The 14,463-nt window shown below is 65.8% G+C and carries 18 protein-coding genes; 11 read left to right on the top strand and 7 right to left on the bottom strand.

What is annotated here, in order from left to right:
* Window positions 1-85: 85 nt before the first annotated feature.
* Together MU856_RS12630 and MU856_RS12625 are read left to right on the top strand one after the other, a co-directional pair.
* Entirely contained in the window at window positions 86-646 is a 561-nt protein-coding gene (locus tag MU856_RS12630) for a hypothetical protein (RefSeq protein WP_062900696.1), read from the top strand.
* A 31-nt stretch (window positions 647-677) separates the two neighbouring features.
* Window positions 678-1,208 carry a GNAT family N-acetyltransferase gene (locus tag MU856_RS12625; RefSeq protein WP_217372659.1) on the top strand — a complete coding sequence of 177 codons (531 nt, stop codon included), beginning with the start codon at window positions 678-680 and terminating at the stop codon, window positions 1,206-1,208.
* 97 nt (window positions 1,209-1,305) lie between these two features.
* On the opposite strand, the gene MU856_RS12620 is transcribed toward MU856_RS12625, so the two are convergent.
* Window positions 1,306-1,752: an NfeD family protein gene (locus MU856_RS12620; protein WP_217372658.1), complete on the bottom strand. Its 447-nt coding sequence runs from the start codon at window positions 1,750-1,752 to the stop codon at window positions 1,306-1,308.
* Between the two features lies 1 nt (window position 1,753).
* The gene (locus MU856_RS12615; RefSeq protein ID WP_217372657.1) at window positions 1,754-2,674 is read right to left on the bottom strand and encodes an SPFH domain-containing protein; all 921 of its coding nucleotides are present in this window, start codon (window positions 2,672-2,674) and stop codon (window positions 1,754-1,756) included.
* A gap of 72 nt (window positions 2,675-2,746) precedes the next feature.
* On the opposite strand from MU856_RS12615, the gene MU856_RS12610 reads away from it, so the two are divergent.
* Window positions 2,747-3,559, top strand: a complete 813-nt coding sequence (locus tag MU856_RS12610) for an HpcH/HpaI aldolase/citrate lyase family protein (RefSeq protein WP_062900693.1) — start codon at window positions 2,747-2,749, stop codon at window positions 3,557-3,559.
* An 82-nt stretch (window positions 3,560-3,641) separates the two neighbouring features.
* Window positions 3,642-5,141: a M28 family peptidase gene (locus MU856_RS12605; RefSeq protein ID WP_234178544.1), complete on the top strand. Its 1,500-nt coding sequence runs from the start codon at window positions 3,642-3,644 to the stop codon at window positions 5,139-5,141.
* 26 nt (window positions 5,142-5,167) lie between these two features.
* On the opposite strand, the gene MU856_RS12600 is transcribed toward MU856_RS12605, so the two are convergent.
* Entirely contained in the window at window positions 5,168-5,338 is a 171-nt protein-coding gene (locus MU856_RS12600) for a hypothetical protein (protein WP_003040612.1), read from the bottom strand.
* Window positions 5,335-6,708 carry a class II 3-deoxy-7-phosphoheptulonate synthase gene (locus tag MU856_RS12595; protein ID WP_263587695.1) on the bottom strand — a complete coding sequence of 458 codons (1,374 nt, stop codon included), beginning with the start codon at window positions 6,706-6,708 and terminating at the stop codon, window positions 5,335-5,337. The genes MU856_RS12600 and MU856_RS12595 overlap by 4 nt, the downstream gene beginning before the upstream one ends.
* A 257-nt stretch (window positions 6,709-6,965) precedes the next feature.
* Between MU856_RS12595 and MU856_RS12590 the strand changes: the two genes are divergently transcribed.
* From MU856_RS12590 to MU856_RS12575, 4 genes are read left to right on the top strand one after another with little or no spacing between them, the layout of a single operon-like run.
* Entirely contained in the window at window positions 6,966-7,640 is a 675-nt protein-coding gene (locus tag MU856_RS12590) for a cyclic nucleotide-binding domain-containing protein (RefSeq protein WP_062900690.1), read from the top strand.
* A gap of 7 nt (window positions 7,641-7,647) precedes the next feature.
* Window positions 7,648-7,998 carry an ArsC family reductase gene (locus MU856_RS12585; protein ID WP_062900689.1) on the top strand — a complete coding sequence of 117 codons (351 nt, stop codon included), beginning with the start codon at window positions 7,648-7,650 and terminating at the stop codon, window positions 7,996-7,998.
* A complete protein-coding gene (locus tag MU856_RS12580; RefSeq protein ID WP_062900688.1) occupies window positions 7,995-9,068 on the top strand; it encodes a glycerophosphodiester phosphodiesterase in 1,074 nt (357 codons plus the stop codon). Before MU856_RS12585 ends, MU856_RS12580 begins: the two co-directional genes overlap by 4 nt.
* Window positions 9,065-10,009, top strand: a complete 945-nt coding sequence (locus MU856_RS12575; protein ID WP_062900687.1) for an aldo/keto reductase — start codon at window positions 9,065-9,067, stop codon at window positions 10,007-10,009. The genes MU856_RS12580 and MU856_RS12575 overlap by 4 nt, the downstream gene beginning before the upstream one ends.
* 80 nt (window positions 10,010-10,089) lie before the next feature.
* Here the strand turns inward: MU856_RS12575 and MU856_RS12570 are convergent, their stop codons facing one another.
* From MU856_RS12570 to MU856_RS12560, 3 genes are all read right to left on the bottom strand, one after another.
* Window positions 10,090-10,311 carry a helix-turn-helix transcriptional regulator gene (locus MU856_RS12570; RefSeq protein ID WP_040589196.1) on the bottom strand — a complete coding sequence of 74 codons (222 nt, stop codon included), beginning with the start codon at window positions 10,309-10,311 and terminating at the stop codon, window positions 10,090-10,092.
* Window positions 10,304-10,729 (bottom strand): DUF2178 domain-containing protein, encoded by a 426-nt coding sequence (locus MU856_RS12565; protein WP_263587694.1) that lies wholly within the window; start codon window positions 10,727-10,729, stop codon window positions 10,304-10,306. The genes MU856_RS12570 and MU856_RS12565 overlap by 8 nt, the downstream gene beginning before the upstream one ends.
* A 66-nt stretch (window positions 10,730-10,795) precedes the next feature.
* Window positions 10,796-11,218 (bottom strand): hypothetical protein, encoded by a 423-nt coding sequence (locus MU856_RS12560; RefSeq protein ID WP_062900686.1) that lies wholly within the window; start codon window positions 11,216-11,218, stop codon window positions 10,796-10,798.
* Between the two features lie 127 nt (window positions 11,219-11,345).
* Here MU856_RS12560 and panB point away from each other — a divergent pair, with 127 nt between their 5' ends.
* The 3 genes from panB to MU856_RS12545 all read left to right on the top strand — a co-directional run bounded on the left by panB (window position 11,346) and on the right by MU856_RS12545 (window position 14,455).
* Window positions 11,346-12,212: a 3-methyl-2-oxobutanoate hydroxymethyltransferase gene (gene panB, locus MU856_RS12555; protein ID WP_003040587.1), complete on the top strand. Its 867-nt coding sequence runs from the start codon at window positions 11,346-11,348 to the stop codon at window positions 12,210-12,212.
* A 124-nt stretch (window positions 12,213-12,336) separates the two neighbouring features.
* Window positions 12,337-13,119, top strand: coding sequence for a hypothetical protein (locus MU856_RS12550; protein WP_263587693.1), 783 nt, complete (start codon window positions 12,337-12,339; stop codon window positions 13,117-13,119).
* 1 nt (window position 13,120) lies between these two features.
* Window positions 13,121-14,455, top strand: coding sequence for a PQQ-binding-like beta-propeller repeat protein (locus tag MU856_RS12545; protein ID WP_058813132.1), 1,335 nt, complete (start codon window positions 13,121-13,123; stop codon window positions 14,453-14,455).
* The last annotated feature ends 8 nt before the right edge of the window (window positions 14,456-14,463 follow it).

Genomic DNA, 14,463 nt, shown 5'->3' with positions numbered 1-14,463 from the left:
TCTCTGCCTTCGTGGGGGTGTTCCATAGCTGGACGGCTGCGGCGAAGTCCCATATCTCCTGCGGGGGGAGAACAGGGGACCGTTCATGCCATCGATCTGGACCGCGACCGAGCTCGTGCAGCTCGAACTGCAACTCGCCGGACGCCAATCGCTGCTCGAATTCGGATGCGGCGAGGCGACGCTCGTCGCCGCGCGGCAGGCCCGGCGGATCGTGGCGGTCGACGGCGATCGCGAGCGGCTCGCCGCCATCGCGCGCCGACTGGGCGAAGAGGCGGAGGGCTACACGCCCTATCAGCCCGAAATCGGTCCGGTCGATGCGGAGGGCCGGCCCACCGACCCGGCGCGCCTGCGCGATTGGCCGCGCTATCACACGCATATCTGGCGCCACCTGACCGGCAGCCCTGACGCGGTACTGATCGACGGGCGCTTTCGTGTCGCCTGCCTGTTGCAGGCGATCGTCCACTGCAAACCCGACGCGATGCTCCTGTTTCACGATTTCAGGGACCGCGCCGCCTATCATCTCGTGCTGAACCATTGCGACGTGCTGGCACGCGTCGATACGCTGGCGGTGCTGCGCGTCCGGCCGCAGGTCGACGGCAAGGCCGTGTTGCACGACCTGTTCGACCATTTCTTCGACCCCGATTGACCATGCCCGCCGCGCTGGGCATGTCGGCACGATGATCACCTCGCCTCCCACGATCGAAACCGCGCGGCTGCGCCTGCGCCCGCCGCATTTTTCGGACAAGCCTGTCCATATCGCGATGTGGGCCGATCCGCGCGTCACGCGCTTCATCGGCGGCGAACCGCGTGCGCCCGACGTGAGCTGGGGTAAATTTTTGAGCTCTGCCGGGCTGTGGCCAGTGATGGGCTTTGGCTATTGGGTGTTCGCCGACCGCGACAGCAATGCGCTGATCGGCATGGGCGGGCTTTCCTATTTCTGCCGCGGCATCCCCGAACTTGAGGATCTACCCGAGGCGGGCTGGGCGTTCGATGCCGACCATTGGGGCGGCGGGCTAGCGACCGAGGCGATGAGCGCGGCGCTCGGCTGGGCCGACGCGACGCTCGACGCGCCCGAGGTGCGCTGCATCATCGATCCGGGCAATGCTGCATCAGAGCGTGTCGCCGAAAAACTGGGCTTTCGCCGCATCGGCGACAGTGACGCGCTGGGGCATGTGGTGGGGATTTATTCGCGGCCGCGGGGTGGTTGAATCGGTCGTCATCGCGAGCGGAGCGAAGCAATCCAGAGAGGTTTGCGCTACACTGGATTGCCGCGTTGCCTTCGGCTCCTCGCAATGACGATTTGGATCAAACCGCCTCGACCACCAGCACGCCGCCGTCGGCGCTGACGACGCGGACCTTGGCCCCTTCGGCGGCGTTGGGTCCGCGCACCGGCCATTCGCCATCGCCAACCCGGGCGCGGCCGCGGCCGTCTTCGATCGCCGTCGTCACCGTCAGCACCTCACCGACGAGACGGCCGCCGCGCTGGTTGAGCAGCGGGTCGGTCGAGACGATCGGATTGTCGCGCAGCCATTTGCGCGCGCCATAGAGGATGATCACCGCCAGCACTGCGAAGATGCCGAGCTGAATCGGTACGCCGATCGGCGCGATCCACGCGATGACCCCAGTGACGATCGCCGCGGCGCCGATCCAGATCAGGAAAAATCCCGGCGCGACAATCTCGGCCGCGGCGAGCAGGACGCCGACCGACAGCCAAATCCAGTGCGGTTCCATGCTGGCCAGCCAGTCGGGCATGTCAGGCCTCCGTCTTGCGTTCGAGCGCGTCGCGCGCGAGTTCGCCGATGCCGCCCAGCGTGCCGATGAGCTGCGTCGCCTCGACCGGGAACAGGATCGTCTTGGCGTTGGGGCTGGTCGCGAACTGACTTACCGCCTCGACATATTTTTGCGCGATGAAATAGTTGATGGCCTGCGCATTGCCGCTCGCGATCGCGTCGCTGACCATCTGCGTCGCTTTGGCTTCGGCTTCGGCCTCGCGCTCGCGCGCTTCGGCGTCGCGGAAGGCGGCTTCGCGCCGCCCTTCGGCCTGCAGGATCTGGCCCTGCTTCTCGCCCTCGGCGCGCAGGATTTCGGAGGCGCGCAGCCCTTCGGCTTCGAGGATCGCGGCGCGCTTTTCGCGCTCGGCCTTCATCTGGCGCGCCATCGCGTTCGAAATGTCGGCCGGCGGGCGGATGTCTTTGATCTCGACGCGGGTGATCTTCACCCCCCATGGCGTCGTCGCATCGTCGACGACATGCAGCAGGCGCGCGTTGATCTCGTCGCGCTTCGACAGCGTCTCGTCGAGGTCCATCGACCCCATGACGGTGCGCAGGTTGGTCGTCGTCAGGTTCATGATCGAGAGGTACAGGTCGCTGACCTCATAGGCCGCCTTCGCGGCGTCGAGCACCTGGAAGAAGACGACGCCGTCGACCGCGACCATCGCATTGTCCTTGGTGATGATTTCCTGCCCCGGAATGTCGAGCACCTGCTCCATCATGTTCACCTTGCGACCGACGCGGTCGAAGATCGGCATGATGAAGTTGAGGCCCGGCTGCGCGGTGTGCGTGTAGCGGCCGAAGCGTTCGATCGTATAGGCGAAACCCTGCCGCACCGGCGTCAGCGCCCAGATCAGAAACACCAGCGCCAGCACCACCAGTGCAAGTGCGAAATACATGATCATCCCCTTTGCAAATTCGATCGCAATCCCGCTTCCTTATTGCGGCAATGGTCCAGCTGCGCCACAGAAAAGCGCATGACCCATGCCGCCTTCGCCCCGCGCTCGCTCCTCTATGTGCCCGGCTCCAACGCCCGTGCGCTCGAAAAGGCGGGCGGGCTCGCCGCCGATATGCTGATCATCGACCTGGAGGATGCGGTGCCCGCGGAGCGCAAGGCAGAGGCACGCGCGGCGATGCGCGCCGCGGTGACGGCGGGCTTTGCGGGCAAGCGCGTGGCCGTGCGCGTCAACGCCAGTGGCAGCGCCGAGCAGGCGGAAGATCTCGCGGCGCTGGACGGCCTCGTGCTCGACGCGGTGGTGCTGCCAAAGGTCGACGCGCTCTCGGACCTCGACCCGCTGCGCGCTCTGGGGCTACCACTGCTCGCGATGATCGAAACGCCGACCGCCATCTATGCGGCGCAGGGAATCGCCGCCGATGCCGCGGTGCAGGGGCTGATCGCCGGGCTCAACGATCTGGCCTATGAGCTCAAGCTGCCCGACGGCATGGATCGCGGCGCGATGGGCCATGCGATCCAGGCGATTGTGCTCGCGGCGCGCGCAGGCGGCGTTTGGTGCTTCGACGGGGTCTATAATGCGATCGACGACGCGGAGGGCTTTGCGGCCGAAGCGCGCGAGGGGCGGCGGCTCGGTTTCGACGGCAAGACGCTGATCCACCCGTCGCAGGTCGATCCGTGCAACCGCGCCTTCGCCCCGTCGGCGCGCGAGATAGCCTCTGCCGAAGCGCTGGTCGCCGCAGCAACCGGCGGGGCGCAGCGGCACGCGGGCCATATGATCGAAGATATGCACGTCGCGGCGGCGAAGGCGCTGCTGGCGCGGGCGCGGGCGCAATAGCGGCCTGCTTTCCGTCGATGCTGTTCATCGTTCGACAAACGCGCCTTGCCGCTTCGGCATGGCCATGCCATCGGGCACATCCATGACATTGTCGCCATTTCGCGCCGCCGTTGCGGCCGCCGCCCTGCTTGCCGTCACGCCCGCCGCCTATGCGAAGGGCAATACGCCCGTCGCCGAAGCCGATCTGGCGCAGCATATCCGCGTTCTTGCGAGCGATGCCTTCGAGGGCCGCGGTCCGGGTGCCGAGGGCGAGGACCGCACCATCGCCTATATTGTCGGCGAATGGGCAAAGGCTGGATTGCAGGCGGTGCCGGGCAGCGACACGCCCTGGCTGCAGCCGGTTCCTTTCGTTGAAACGCAGACGACGGGCGGAAGCGCGCGGTTCAAGGTGACCGGCCAACCCTTCGCGATCGGCGACGAGGGTATCATCGTCACCGGCAGCGAGGCGTCGGTGGCGCTGGCCGATACGCCGCTCGTCTTCGTCGGCTATGGCGTCGATGCGGACGGCCGGGTCAACGCCGATGTAGCGGGCAAGGTCGCGGTCATGCTGTTCGATACGCCGCCCTTCGGCGACAAGCTGCCGCGCTACCGTGAGCGGCGCCAGATGCTCGCCGACGCGGGCGCGGCGGGCGTATTGATCGTCGCGCCGGATTCGATGCCGTGGAACGAGATTCGCGAGAGCCTGGGCGCCAAGAGCGTGCGCATGGGGTCGGCGCCGGCAGGGCCGACGATCAGCGGCTATATCGCTCCGGCGGCGCTCGATGCCATGCTCGCCAAGGCGGGGAAGAACGGCGTGGCGCTGCGCGCAGCAGCCGAGGCGGGCGATTATCGCGGCACGCTGCTGCCGGTGACGGGCGATTTCACTGCGACCGCCGCGGTGCGCAATTTTGCCAGCAACAATATCGTCGCCAAGCTGCCGGGCGCGAAGCCCGACGGCAAGGCAGTGCTGTTCCTCGGCCATTGGGACCATCTCGGCATCTGCCGGCCCGAAGGCGCCGCCGATCGCATCTGCAACGGCGCGGTAGACAATGCGAGCGGGATCGCGGTGCTGATCGAGGTGGCCAAGCGTCTTGCAGGGGGGCCGCGTCCCGACCGCGACATCTATTTCCTCGCGACCACGTCGGAAGAGAAGGGGCTGCTTGGCGCCCGCTGGTTCGCCGACCATCCGGTCGTGCCGCTGTCCGGCATCACTGTCGCGCTCAACATCGACACTATCGCCATTTCGCCGCGCGGCACGCCGGTCGCGACGATCGGACGCGGCAAGCCCGCCTATGACGCGATGGTGCGCAACGTTGCGACGTCACTCGGCCGGACGATCGACAGCGACGGCGAGGCCGATGCCTTCGTCCAGCGGCAGGATGGCTGGGCGCTCGGCGCCAAGGGCGTCACCTCGCTGATGGTCGGCGGCAGTTTTTCGGACATGAAACTGCTCGAGGCGTTTCTCGGCAGCGACTATCATCGTCCGGCCGACGAATTTTCGGACAAGGTGCCGCTCGGCGGCGCCGCCGAGGATGCGGATCTGCACGTCGCGCTGGGCCGCGCCTTCGCCGACACGAAACGCTGGCCGGGAACGGCGGACTAGGTTCAGGCCCCGCCGCCGCGCGCTGGTCAGCGGGTCAGCACGAAATAGGCGACGTAAAACCAGCTGAAGATGCCGTGGATGATCGCCCACAGCACCGATTTGTGCGTGGTGAAGCTGATCGCCATCGCCAGCGCGCTGCCGAAGCCGACCCCGTTGCGGATCACTTCCTTCTGCACGATGATGCGGCGTTCGCTCATGCGGCCTGCTTCGCCCGGTCGGTCATTTCCTGATTGAGCATTTCTGCGAGCAGGAAGGCGAGTTCGAGGCTCTGCCCGGCGTTCAAGCGCGGGTCGCAGTGCGTGTGGTAACGGTCAGCGAGATCCATCTGCGTCACGTCCATCGCGCCGCCGGTGCATTCGGTAACATTCTGGCCGGTCATCTCGATATGGATGCCGCCGCCATGCGTGCCTTCCGCGCGGTGGACCGCGAAGAAGCCGCGCACTTCGGCGAGGATGCGCTCGAACGGACGCGTCTTGTAGCCATTGCCCGTCTTGATGACATTGCCGTGCATCGGATCGCACGACCAGACGACCGGGTGCCCCGACGCCTTCACCGCGCGCACCAGCGCCGGCAGATGCGCTTCGATCTTGTCGTGGCCATAGCGGGTGATCAGCGTTATGCGCCCGGGGACATGCTGGGGATTCAGCGTATCGAGCAGGCGCCGCAGCACGTCGGGGTCGAGGCTGGGGCCGCATTTCATGCCGACCGGATTGCCGATGCCGCGCAGATATTCGATATGCGCCGACCCTTCGAAGCGGGTGCGGTCGCCAACCCATAGCATATGGCCCGACGTGTCGTACCAGCCGCCGGTCAGGCTGTCCTGCCGGGTCAGCGCCTGCTCATAGGGAAGCAGCAGTGCCTCGTGGCTGGTGTAGAAGCTCGTGCCCTTGATCTGCGGCACCGTTTCGGGCGTCACGCCGCACGCTTCCATGAAGGCGAGCGCTTCGGAAATGCGCGCGGCGGTCTCCTGATATTTCTTCGCCCACGGGCTGCGGTCCATGAAATCATGCGTCCAGGCGTTGACCTGATGCAGATTGGCATAGCCGCCGTTCGCAAAGGCGCGCAGCAGGTTGAGCGTCGCCGCCGACTGGTTGTACGCGCGGATCATCCGCTGCGGATCGGGGGCGCGGCCTGCGGCTTCGAAAGCGATGTCGTTGATGATGTCGCCGCGGTAGCTTGGCAGTTCGACGCCGCCCACTTCTTCCATGTCGGCCGAGCGCGGCTTGGCGAACTGGCCCGCCATGCGGCCGACCTTCACGACGGGCATCTTCGACGCGAAGGTCAGCACCACCGCCATCTGCAACAGGACGCGGAAGGTATCGCGGATATTGTTCGGATGGAATTCGGCAAAGCTCTCGGCGCAGTCGCCGCCCTGAAGTAGAAACGCCTTGCCTTCCGCAACGCGGCCCAGCTCGCTGGTCAGCTCGCGCGCCTCGCCGGCAAAGACGAGCGGCGGATATCCGGCAAGCTCACGCTCGGCGGCCGCAAGCGCGGCTTCGTTGGTGTAGGTCGGCAGCTGACGGGCTTCGTGCGAGCGCCAGCTTTGCGGTTGCCATTGGTGCGTCATATGCGGTCTTCTTACGTTTTCTGCGTCAAAATCGATTCGCCGGGTGCCTTGGCGCGATTGCCCCGCCAAAGCAAGCGCGGGCGATAAAATTAGCATGATGGTGGCTTTCGCGCACCTATGCTTTTCTTCATTGCAAAAAACTGTTAGTTTCTTTCGCAAATCAGGACGCTTTTACGGGTCGCGCGTCCGTCTTCGGTAATCGGTAAGATTTGGTCCCTAGCAATCTAAGCACAGGGACCGCTGTAAAACGATTGGCTATGGCGAATTTCGATCCGGCCCTTCTTGGCTATCTGGCCCTGTTCATCCTGCTTGCGGCGAGCTTTGCGGTGCGCATCGAATATGTGCGCGCCGGGCTGGCGCTCGCCGCGCTCGTCGCCCTGCCGCTGGCGCTCGTCGCGGGGCAGGCGCTGGTCGCGGGTCTGCTGCTGCTCGCGATCATCCTCGCCAATATCGCGTTCGGCTGGCGCGACTGGCTGCGCAATCTGAGCATCCGCTTCTCGTCCGAGGAGGAGCAGCTTCGCGCCCGTCATTTCGACCGGTTGAGCGCGACGGCGGCGCGCGGGCTGATCGATCAGGGGCACTGGATTTCGGCGCGGCAGGGCGAGGTGCTGATCCGCGAAAATCAGGCGGCACCCAGCCTTTTCTATCTGAGCCAGGGCGCGGCGTCGGTGCTGCGCGACGGGGTCGAGGTCGGCGCGGTGAGCGACGGCGCGCTGATCGGCGAGGCGACTGTGCTCGACGGCGCGCAGGCGACGGGGACGGTGACGCTATCGACCAACGCCAGGCTGTGGTTCATCCCCGCCGCGGTGCTACGCGACTATCTTGCCGCCAATCCCGACATCGCCGCGGCATTGCACGAAGGCTTTGCCCGGGCGCTGCGCGGAAAATTGGCAAGCGCAAACGCTCGCATTGCCGAGGCGCCGTCGCTATGACGGCGGCATGGCACTGACTCTCTATGGCATTCCGAACTGCGACACGGTGAAGAAGGCGCGGCGCTGGCTCGACGAGCGGGGCGTGGCTTATGCGTTTCACGATTATCGCAAGGACGGGCTCGATCCCGCCTTGCTCGATCGCTGGGTCGATGCGCTCGGCTGGGAAAAGCTCCTCAACAAGAGCGGGACGACCTTCCGCAAGCTGCCCGATGCCGACAAGGCGGGGATCGATGCGGCGAAGGCGAAGGCGCTGATGCTCGATCAGCCGGCGATGATACGGCGCCCGCTCGTCGATGCGGACGGCGCGTATAGTGTGGGATTTTCCGCCGGTGACTGGCAACAGCGCTTTGCGGCATGAAGGCCTGGCGCGCCGCGCTGGCGCTGCTCGCGCTCGCCGGCTGCGGGGCTGAACCGATGGCGGCGCAGCCCACCCTCGACGGAAAGCCCGCGATCGTCATCGCGCATCGCGGGGCGTCGGGCGAACGGCCCGAACATACGCTCGCAAGCTATGAACTCGCGATCGAACAGGGCGCCGATTTCATCGAGCCCGATCTGGTACTGACCAAGGACGGCGTGCTCGTCGCGCGGCATGAGAATCAGATTTCGGAGACGACCGACGTCGCCGACCACCCCGAATTCGCCGCGCGCAAGACGACGAAGCAGATTGACGGCCAGGATGTGACCGGCTGGTTCACCGAGGATTTCACGCTGGCCGAGCTCAAGACGCTGCGTGCGAAGGAGCGGCTGCCACAACTGCGCGCGACTGAATTTGACGGGCGCTACCAGATCCCGACCTTTGCCGAGATCCTCGACCTGCTCGTGCGGGTCAACAAGGGGCGCGAGCATCCGGTCGGCGTCTATCCCGAAACCAAGCATCCGAGCTATTTCGCCAGCATCGGCCTGCCGCACGAAGCGCCGCTGCTCGCCATGCTGGCGCGCTATGGCTATCATGGCCGCAGCGCGCCGGTGTTCATCCAGAGTTTCGAGGTCGGCAATCTGAAAGCGATCCGGGCGAAAAGCGACCTGCCGCTGATCCAGCTCATGGACGGCGAGGGCGGTCCGGCCGACCATGCGCAGCAACGCTACGCCGCGATGGCGACGCCTGCGGGGCTGAAGGCGATTGCCGCCTATGCCGACGGGATCGGACCCAACAAGACAATGATCATCCCGCGGACTGCGCTCGGCACGCTCGGCGATCCGACCCATCTGGTGCGCGATGCCCATGCCGCCGGACTGAAGGTCCATCCGTGGACCTTTCGCCGCGAGAATTATTTCCTGCCGCTTGGCGACAAGAGCGGCATCAACCCCGCCGGCCACGGCGATCTGGCGGACGAGATCCGCACCTATCTGAAGACCGGGATCGACGGCCTGTTCAGCGACAATTCGCGCGAAGCGGTGCCGGTGGTCCATGCAGGAGTATCGCAATGACGCAGCGTCCCCTTGGCCAGAGCGGCCTGTCGGTCCGTCCCTTCGTGCTGGGCGGCAATGTCTTCGGGATGACCGCCGATCGGGCCGCAAGTTTCGCGATCCTCGACCGCTTCGTCGAGCGCGGCGGCGGGATGATCGACACCGCCGATGTCTATTCGGCGTGGGTGCCGGGGCACAAGGGCGGCGAATCCGAAAGCATGATGGGTGCGTGGCTGAAGGATAGCGGCGCGCGCGACCATGTGCTGATCGCCACCAAGGTCGGCATGATGCCCGGCGGGCTGAAGCCCGATCGCATCCGCGAAGCGGTGAAAGGCTCGCTCGATCGGCTCGGCGTCGATACGATCGACCTCTACTTCGCGCACAAGGACGACCCCGATGTGCCGTTGGACGAAGTGCTCGGCGCGTTCGGCGAACTGGTCGATGCGGGGACGGTGCGCGCGATCGGGGCATCCAATTATAGTGCCGAGCGGCTGGCCGAGGCGCTGCGCGTCGCCGACGCCGGGGGCCTGCCGCGTTTCACCGCGATGCAACCCGAACTGAACCTGCTCGACCGCGATCAATATGAAGGCGCGCTGCAACAGCTTTGCATCGCCGAAGGGCTGGGCGTCGTCACCTATTTCAGCCTCGCGTCGGGCTATTTGTCAGGAAAATATCGCAGCGCCGAGGATCTCGGCAAGAGCCCGCGCGGCGCGCGCGCCAAAGCCTATCTGGAGGGCAAGGGGCCGGCGGTGCTCGCCGCAATGGACGCGATCGCTGCCGAAACCGGCGCCACCCTGTCGCAGATCGCGCTCGCCTGGGTCGCCGCGCAGCCGGGCGTCACCGCGCCGATCGCGAGCGCCACCTCGGTCGCGCAACTCGACGAGATCATGGACAGCGAGACGGTCACGCTGACCGACTTGCAATTGGCGGCGCTGAACGAAGCGGGGCGCGGCACCGCATAAGGTTCGCCGCGCACGCGGCCGTTTCGGCCCGGCCGGCCCCCGGGGAGAGACGAGCCGGGCCAGCGCGGCCGCGCATCGGATCAGCCGCTTTCCTCGTCCCACCCGAACACCTGTTCGAGCGGCTTGCCGAAGGTGCGCGCGATACGGAAGGCGACTTCGAGCGAGGGCGAATATTTGCCTTGTTCGATCGCGGCGATCGTCTGGCGGGTCACGCCGACGCGCTCGCCGAGTTCGGCCTGCGTCATTTCTCCCGCGAGGAAGCGCAAGGTGCGGATGTCGTTGGAGAAAGGCAGCCTAGCCATGCCAACCCCGGCGATAGCTGATGAGGACGACCGCGCTGTTCACCAGTTCGGCGAGAACGATTGCGAACAGGCCTGTGTTCGCGAGCGGCACGCCCTGCTCCACAAAGGGCAGATAGACGCCAACGACCATCATCCCCGCCAGCAGGACATAATAGGCGATCGTGGCGCCGCGACGGCGGATCGCGCGGTCGCGCTCATCAGCACGGACTCGCTCCGACTTCGGCGCCCGCGCGGACAGGATGATGGTGCCGACGATGACGATGGCCGCGTGCGCCAAGGCGATCGAGCCGAACAGCCACAGCATGGGGAAAACTTCGCGCCCGGCCGGATGCCCAGCGATGATGAGTCCGAAATAGAGACTATAGGCGGCAAGCATGGCCAAGACGTTCAGCCACGCCGACTTTTCGCGGAAATTCATGGACAAGTCTCCGGTACCTGCGCCGGCAAGCTGCAGCGCCGTTTCAAGGGTCGCGCGGGGCATGGGTCAATAGCCCCGGCGATAGAGGTAAAGCTGGACGCCGATCCGCGTCAGTTCGGCGAGGACGACCGTCGCAAGCAGCAGGTTGAGCTGCACCGCCGGCCCCGCGTTCCAGAACAGGGCGAAGATGCTGACCCACACGCCGACGACGAGCGGATAATAGGCATAATGGGTGCCGCGATAATGGATCGAACGGTCGCGCTCGTCTTCCTTGAGGTTGGCCTCGGCCGGGGTGCGGATCGCCATCCAGGCCGATGCGATCGTCATCGCGATGATGATCGCGACGGTGACCGGCAGCAGCATCCCCGCACTCGCCCAAAGGCCCGCCGGGCTCGCTGCGATCCCCCACGGATAGGCAAGAAAATACCAGCCGAAGGCGGCGATCATCGTGACCAGCGTCACCCAGTGAATTTTTTCGCGGAACGACATTTGGCGTCTCCATGTTCATAATATGCGACTCTATGTAAATAATTTTTGACATGGAGTCAATCTTTGCGGACATCGCTCCGCTTTGCGGCCTTTCGCAGCGCAGCATAAGCCGCTAAACCCGCGCCCCATGTCCACGCTCCCAAAAACGCTCACCCTCGACACCTCCACCAGCCGCGCCAATCCGACGCCGCAGCCGATGAAGCGCCTGACGGTGCCGCGCATTCGCCAGCGCAAGGGCGGCGGCGAGCCTTTGGTGATGCTGACCGCCTATACGGTGCGGCAGGCGCAGCTGCTCGACCCGCATTGCGACATGCTGCTTGTCGGCGATTCGCTGGCGCAGGTGATCTATGGCCTGCCGCATACTGTCGCGGTGACGATGGAGATGATGGCGTTGCACGGCGCCGCGGTGGTGCGCGGCAGCTATCATGCCGCGGTGATCGTCGACATGCCCTTCGGCAGCTATGAGGCGAGCCCCGAACAGGCCTTCGCCAATGCCTCACGCCTGCTCAAGGAAACCGGCGCGGCGGCGGTGAAGGTCGAGGGCGGCAAGGTGCTCGCCCCGACGATCGAATTTCTGACCCAGCGCGGAATTCCGGTGATGGGGCATGTCGGGCTGACGCCGCAGGCAGTAAACATCCTCGGCGGCTATGGCGTGCGCGGCAAAAGCGACGAGGAAGCGCGCACGATCGTCGAGGATGCGGTCGCTGTCGCGCAGGCCGGTGCCTTTTCGATCGTTATCGAAGGCGTGCTCGAATCGATCGCGATCGAGATTACCGGCAAGGTTGCCTGTCCGACGATCGGTATCGGTGCCTCGGCGCAATGCGACGGGCAGGTGCTCGTCACCGACGACATGCTCGGCATGTTCGAACGCGTCCCCAAATTCGTGAAGCGGTACCAGGATATGGCGGGTGTGATCGACGGCGCAGTGAAGGAATATGCCCAGCAGGTCAGGTCCCGTTCATTCCCGACCGACGATCAAATCTACAAGGGTTGATGGCGCCCCGGACGGGTGCCTGCAGGGGTCAAGTGAATCGCTTGGCCTTTTTCGGCATGACCGCTAAGGAACGGCCGGCGAACCCGAAGCGGGCATCGCTCGCGAACGAGTTATGGAGGATTGATTGGCCCTGAGCCCGACGAACAATGCGGCCTTCCTGCAGGAAGTCGACGAGGCCGTCCGCAAGGATCAGCTCAGCTCCATCATGCAGCGCTACGGCCGCTGGATCGTCGGCGCGGCGATCGCGGCGTTGCTGGTGTTCGGCGGCTATCTCTATTGGGAGCACCGTCAGACGGTGGCGCGCGGCGAAAAGGCCGAACAGCTGCTGGCTGCTTTCGACAAGGCTGCGGCGCAGCCGACGGCGGCGACCGCCGATCTCAAGACGCTGGCAGGCGAAGGCAATGCCGCCTATCGCGCCGCCGCGCTGATCGAACAGTCGAACATGAAGGCGAAGGACGGAGACCTGAAAGCCGCCGCCGCGCTGCTCGCGCAGGTCGCGGGCGACGCCAAGCTCGACCAGTCGATGCGTGATATGGCGCTGGTTCGCCAGACCGCGCTCGAATTCGATACGATGAAGCCTGAGGCGGTGATCGCGCGGATGAAGCCGCTCGTCGATGCGACCGACCCGGTATCGAGCTGGTTCGGCAGCGCGGCCGAGCTGACGGCCGCGGCTTATTATCACCTCGGCCAATATGACAAGGCCGGCGCGCTCTATGCGCGTATCGCCAAGGCGCCCGCCACCTTCAAATCGCTGCAGTCGCGGACGGTGCAGATGGCGGGGATGCTCGGCGTCGATGCGGTCGAGGATCGCGCGGCGGAAAGCGTCGCCGAGGACACGACAAAGGACCAGCAAGGCGGTGCCGCCCCGGGCGCAGCGGCCGCCGCCAAGAGTGAGGAAGCCAAATAAGATGCGGAAACGCCAATATGTGATTTGCGCCATGATGCTCGCGCTGCCGCTTGCGGGCTGCGGCGCGTTCAAGGGCAAGGGCGGCCCGCGCACCCCGACGGTCGGCGAGCGCGTTTCGATCCTGTCGAACGACAACAGCATCAAGGTCGATCCGACAACCGCCGAGATTGCGGTGGTGTTGCCCGATCCGGTGCTCAACGCCGATTGGGCACAATCGGGCGGCAATGCGTCCAAGTCGATGGGGCATCCCGCGCTCGGCGCCGCGCGTACCAAAGCGTGGGAAGCGTCGATCGCGGGTAGCACCAAGAAGCAGCGGCTCGCCGCGGCCCCGGTAATTTCGAACAACCGGCTGTTCGCCGTCGATACCGATGCCGTCGTGTCGGCCTTCGCCGCCGATACCGGCGCGAAGCTGTGGAGCGTGTCGATCGGCAGCACGGGCAAGGATTTCGAAAATTCGCTGTTCGGCGGCGGCGCGTCGGTCGACGGCAATGTCGTCTATGCGACGAGCGGCGTCGGCGACGTCGCCGCGCTGAACGCCGAGGATGGCAAGCTGTTGTGGAAGGTCAAACCCGCGGGGCCGCTGCGCGGCGCGCCGACGGTTGCCTTCGGCGGCGTCTATGTGATCACGCAGGACAACCAGATTTTCGCGCTCAATGCCGGCGACGGCGCGGTGCAGTGGCAGGCGACCGCGTCGCTCGAGCCCGGCAGCGTGTTCGGCGCGGCATCGCCCGCGGCCGGGCAGGGGACGATCGTCGCCGGCTTTTCGTCGGGTGAGGTTCAGGCCTATCGTTACGAAAACGGCCGCGACCTGTGGGAAGACGCGCTCGCGCGCACCTCGATGGCGCTGTCGGTTTCGACGCTGACCGACGTCGATGCCGACCCGGTGATCGACCGCGGCCGCGTTTTCGCGCTCGGCCAGGGCGGCCGTATGGCGAGCTATGACCTGCTCACCGGGCAGCGCATCTGGGAAATCTCGATCGCCGGTATCTCGACGCCCTATGTCGTCGGCGAGTGGGTCTATGCGATGACCGACGACGGCAAGCTGCTGTGCGTCGCGCGCGGTTCGGGCAAGGTCCGCTGGATCCAGCAGCTCGCGCGCTATCGCGTCGAAACCGAAAAGAAGAAAAAGGATCCGATCCGCTGGACCGGCCCGATTCTGGCCGGCGGACGCCTGATCGCGGTGAACAGCGAGGGACAGCTCGTCGAATTTTCGCCGACCGACGGTTCGACGCTCGCGACCACCGAGTTCAAGTCGCCCTTGTCGCAGCCACCCGTGGTTGCGAACAACCGGCTCTATATCCTGGCGGACGACGGCACGATCACCGCCTGGCAATAACAGGGCGC

The sequence above is a fragment of the Sphingopyxis sp. GC21 genome (assembly GCF_025727575.1).
Taxonomy (GTDB): domain Bacteria; phylum Pseudomonadota; class Alphaproteobacteria; order Sphingomonadales; family Sphingomonadaceae; genus Sphingopyxis; species Sphingopyxis terrae_A.
This window is presented reverse-complemented; position numbering and strand designations above follow the sequence as displayed.

Excerpts from the sequence above, each read along its gene's own strand:
- MU856_RS12630 (WP_062900696.1), top strand. The coding sequence starts at position 86 with ATGCCATCGATCTGGACCGCGACCGAGCTCGTGCAGCTCGAACTGCAA.
- MU856_RS12625 (WP_217372659.1), top strand. The coding sequence starts at position 678 with ATGATCACCTCGCCTCCCACGATCGAAACCGCGCGGCTGCGCCTGCGC.
- MU856_RS12620 (WP_217372658.1), bottom strand. The coding sequence starts at position 1,752 with ATGCCCGACTGGCTGGCCAGCATGGAACCGCACTGGATTTGGCTGTCG.
- MU856_RS12615 (WP_217372657.1), bottom strand. The coding sequence starts at position 2,674 with ATGATCATGTATTTCGCACTTGCACTGGTGGTGCTGGCGCTGGTGTTT.
- MU856_RS12610 (WP_062900693.1), top strand. The coding sequence starts at position 2,747 with ATGACCCATGCCGCCTTCGCCCCGCGCTCGCTCCTCTATGTGCCCGGC.
- MU856_RS12605 (WP_234178544.1), top strand. The coding sequence starts at position 3,642 with ATGACATTGTCGCCATTTCGCGCCGCCGTTGCGGCCGCCGCCCTGCTT.
- MU856_RS12600 (WP_003040612.1), bottom strand. The coding sequence starts at position 5,338 with ATGAGCGAACGCCGCATCATCGTGCAGAAGGAAGTGATCCGCAACGGG.
- MU856_RS12595 (WP_263587695.1), bottom strand. The coding sequence starts at position 6,708 with ATGACGCACCAATGGCAACCGCAAAGCTGGCGCTCGCACGAAGCCCGT.
- MU856_RS12590 (WP_062900690.1), top strand. The coding sequence starts at position 6,966 with ATGGCGAATTTCGATCCGGCCCTTCTTGGCTATCTGGCCCTGTTCATC.
- MU856_RS12585 (WP_062900689.1), top strand. The coding sequence starts at position 7,648 with ATGGCACTGACTCTCTATGGCATTCCGAACTGCGACACGGTGAAGAAG.
- MU856_RS12580 (WP_062900688.1), top strand. The coding sequence starts at position 7,995 with ATGAAGGCCTGGCGCGCCGCGCTGGCGCTGCTCGCGCTCGCCGGCTGC.
- MU856_RS12575 (WP_062900687.1), top strand. The coding sequence starts at position 9,065 with ATGACGCAGCGTCCCCTTGGCCAGAGCGGCCTGTCGGTCCGTCCCTTC.
- MU856_RS12570 (WP_040589196.1), bottom strand. The coding sequence starts at position 10,311 with ATGGCTAGGCTGCCTTTCTCCAACGACATCCGCACCTTGCGCTTCCTC.
- MU856_RS12565 (WP_263587694.1), bottom strand. The coding sequence starts at position 10,729 with ATGAATTTCCGCGAAAAGTCGGCGTGGCTGAACGTCTTGGCCATGCTT.
- MU856_RS12560 (WP_062900686.1), bottom strand. The coding sequence starts at position 11,218 with ATGTCGTTCCGCGAAAAAATTCACTGGGTGACGCTGGTCACGATGATC.
- panB (WP_003040587.1), top strand. The coding sequence starts at position 11,346 with ATGTCCACGCTCCCAAAAACGCTCACCCTCGACACCTCCACCAGCCGC.
- MU856_RS12545 (WP_058813132.1), top strand. The coding sequence starts at position 13,121 with ATGCGGAAACGCCAATATGTGATTTGCGCCATGATGCTCGCGCTGCCG.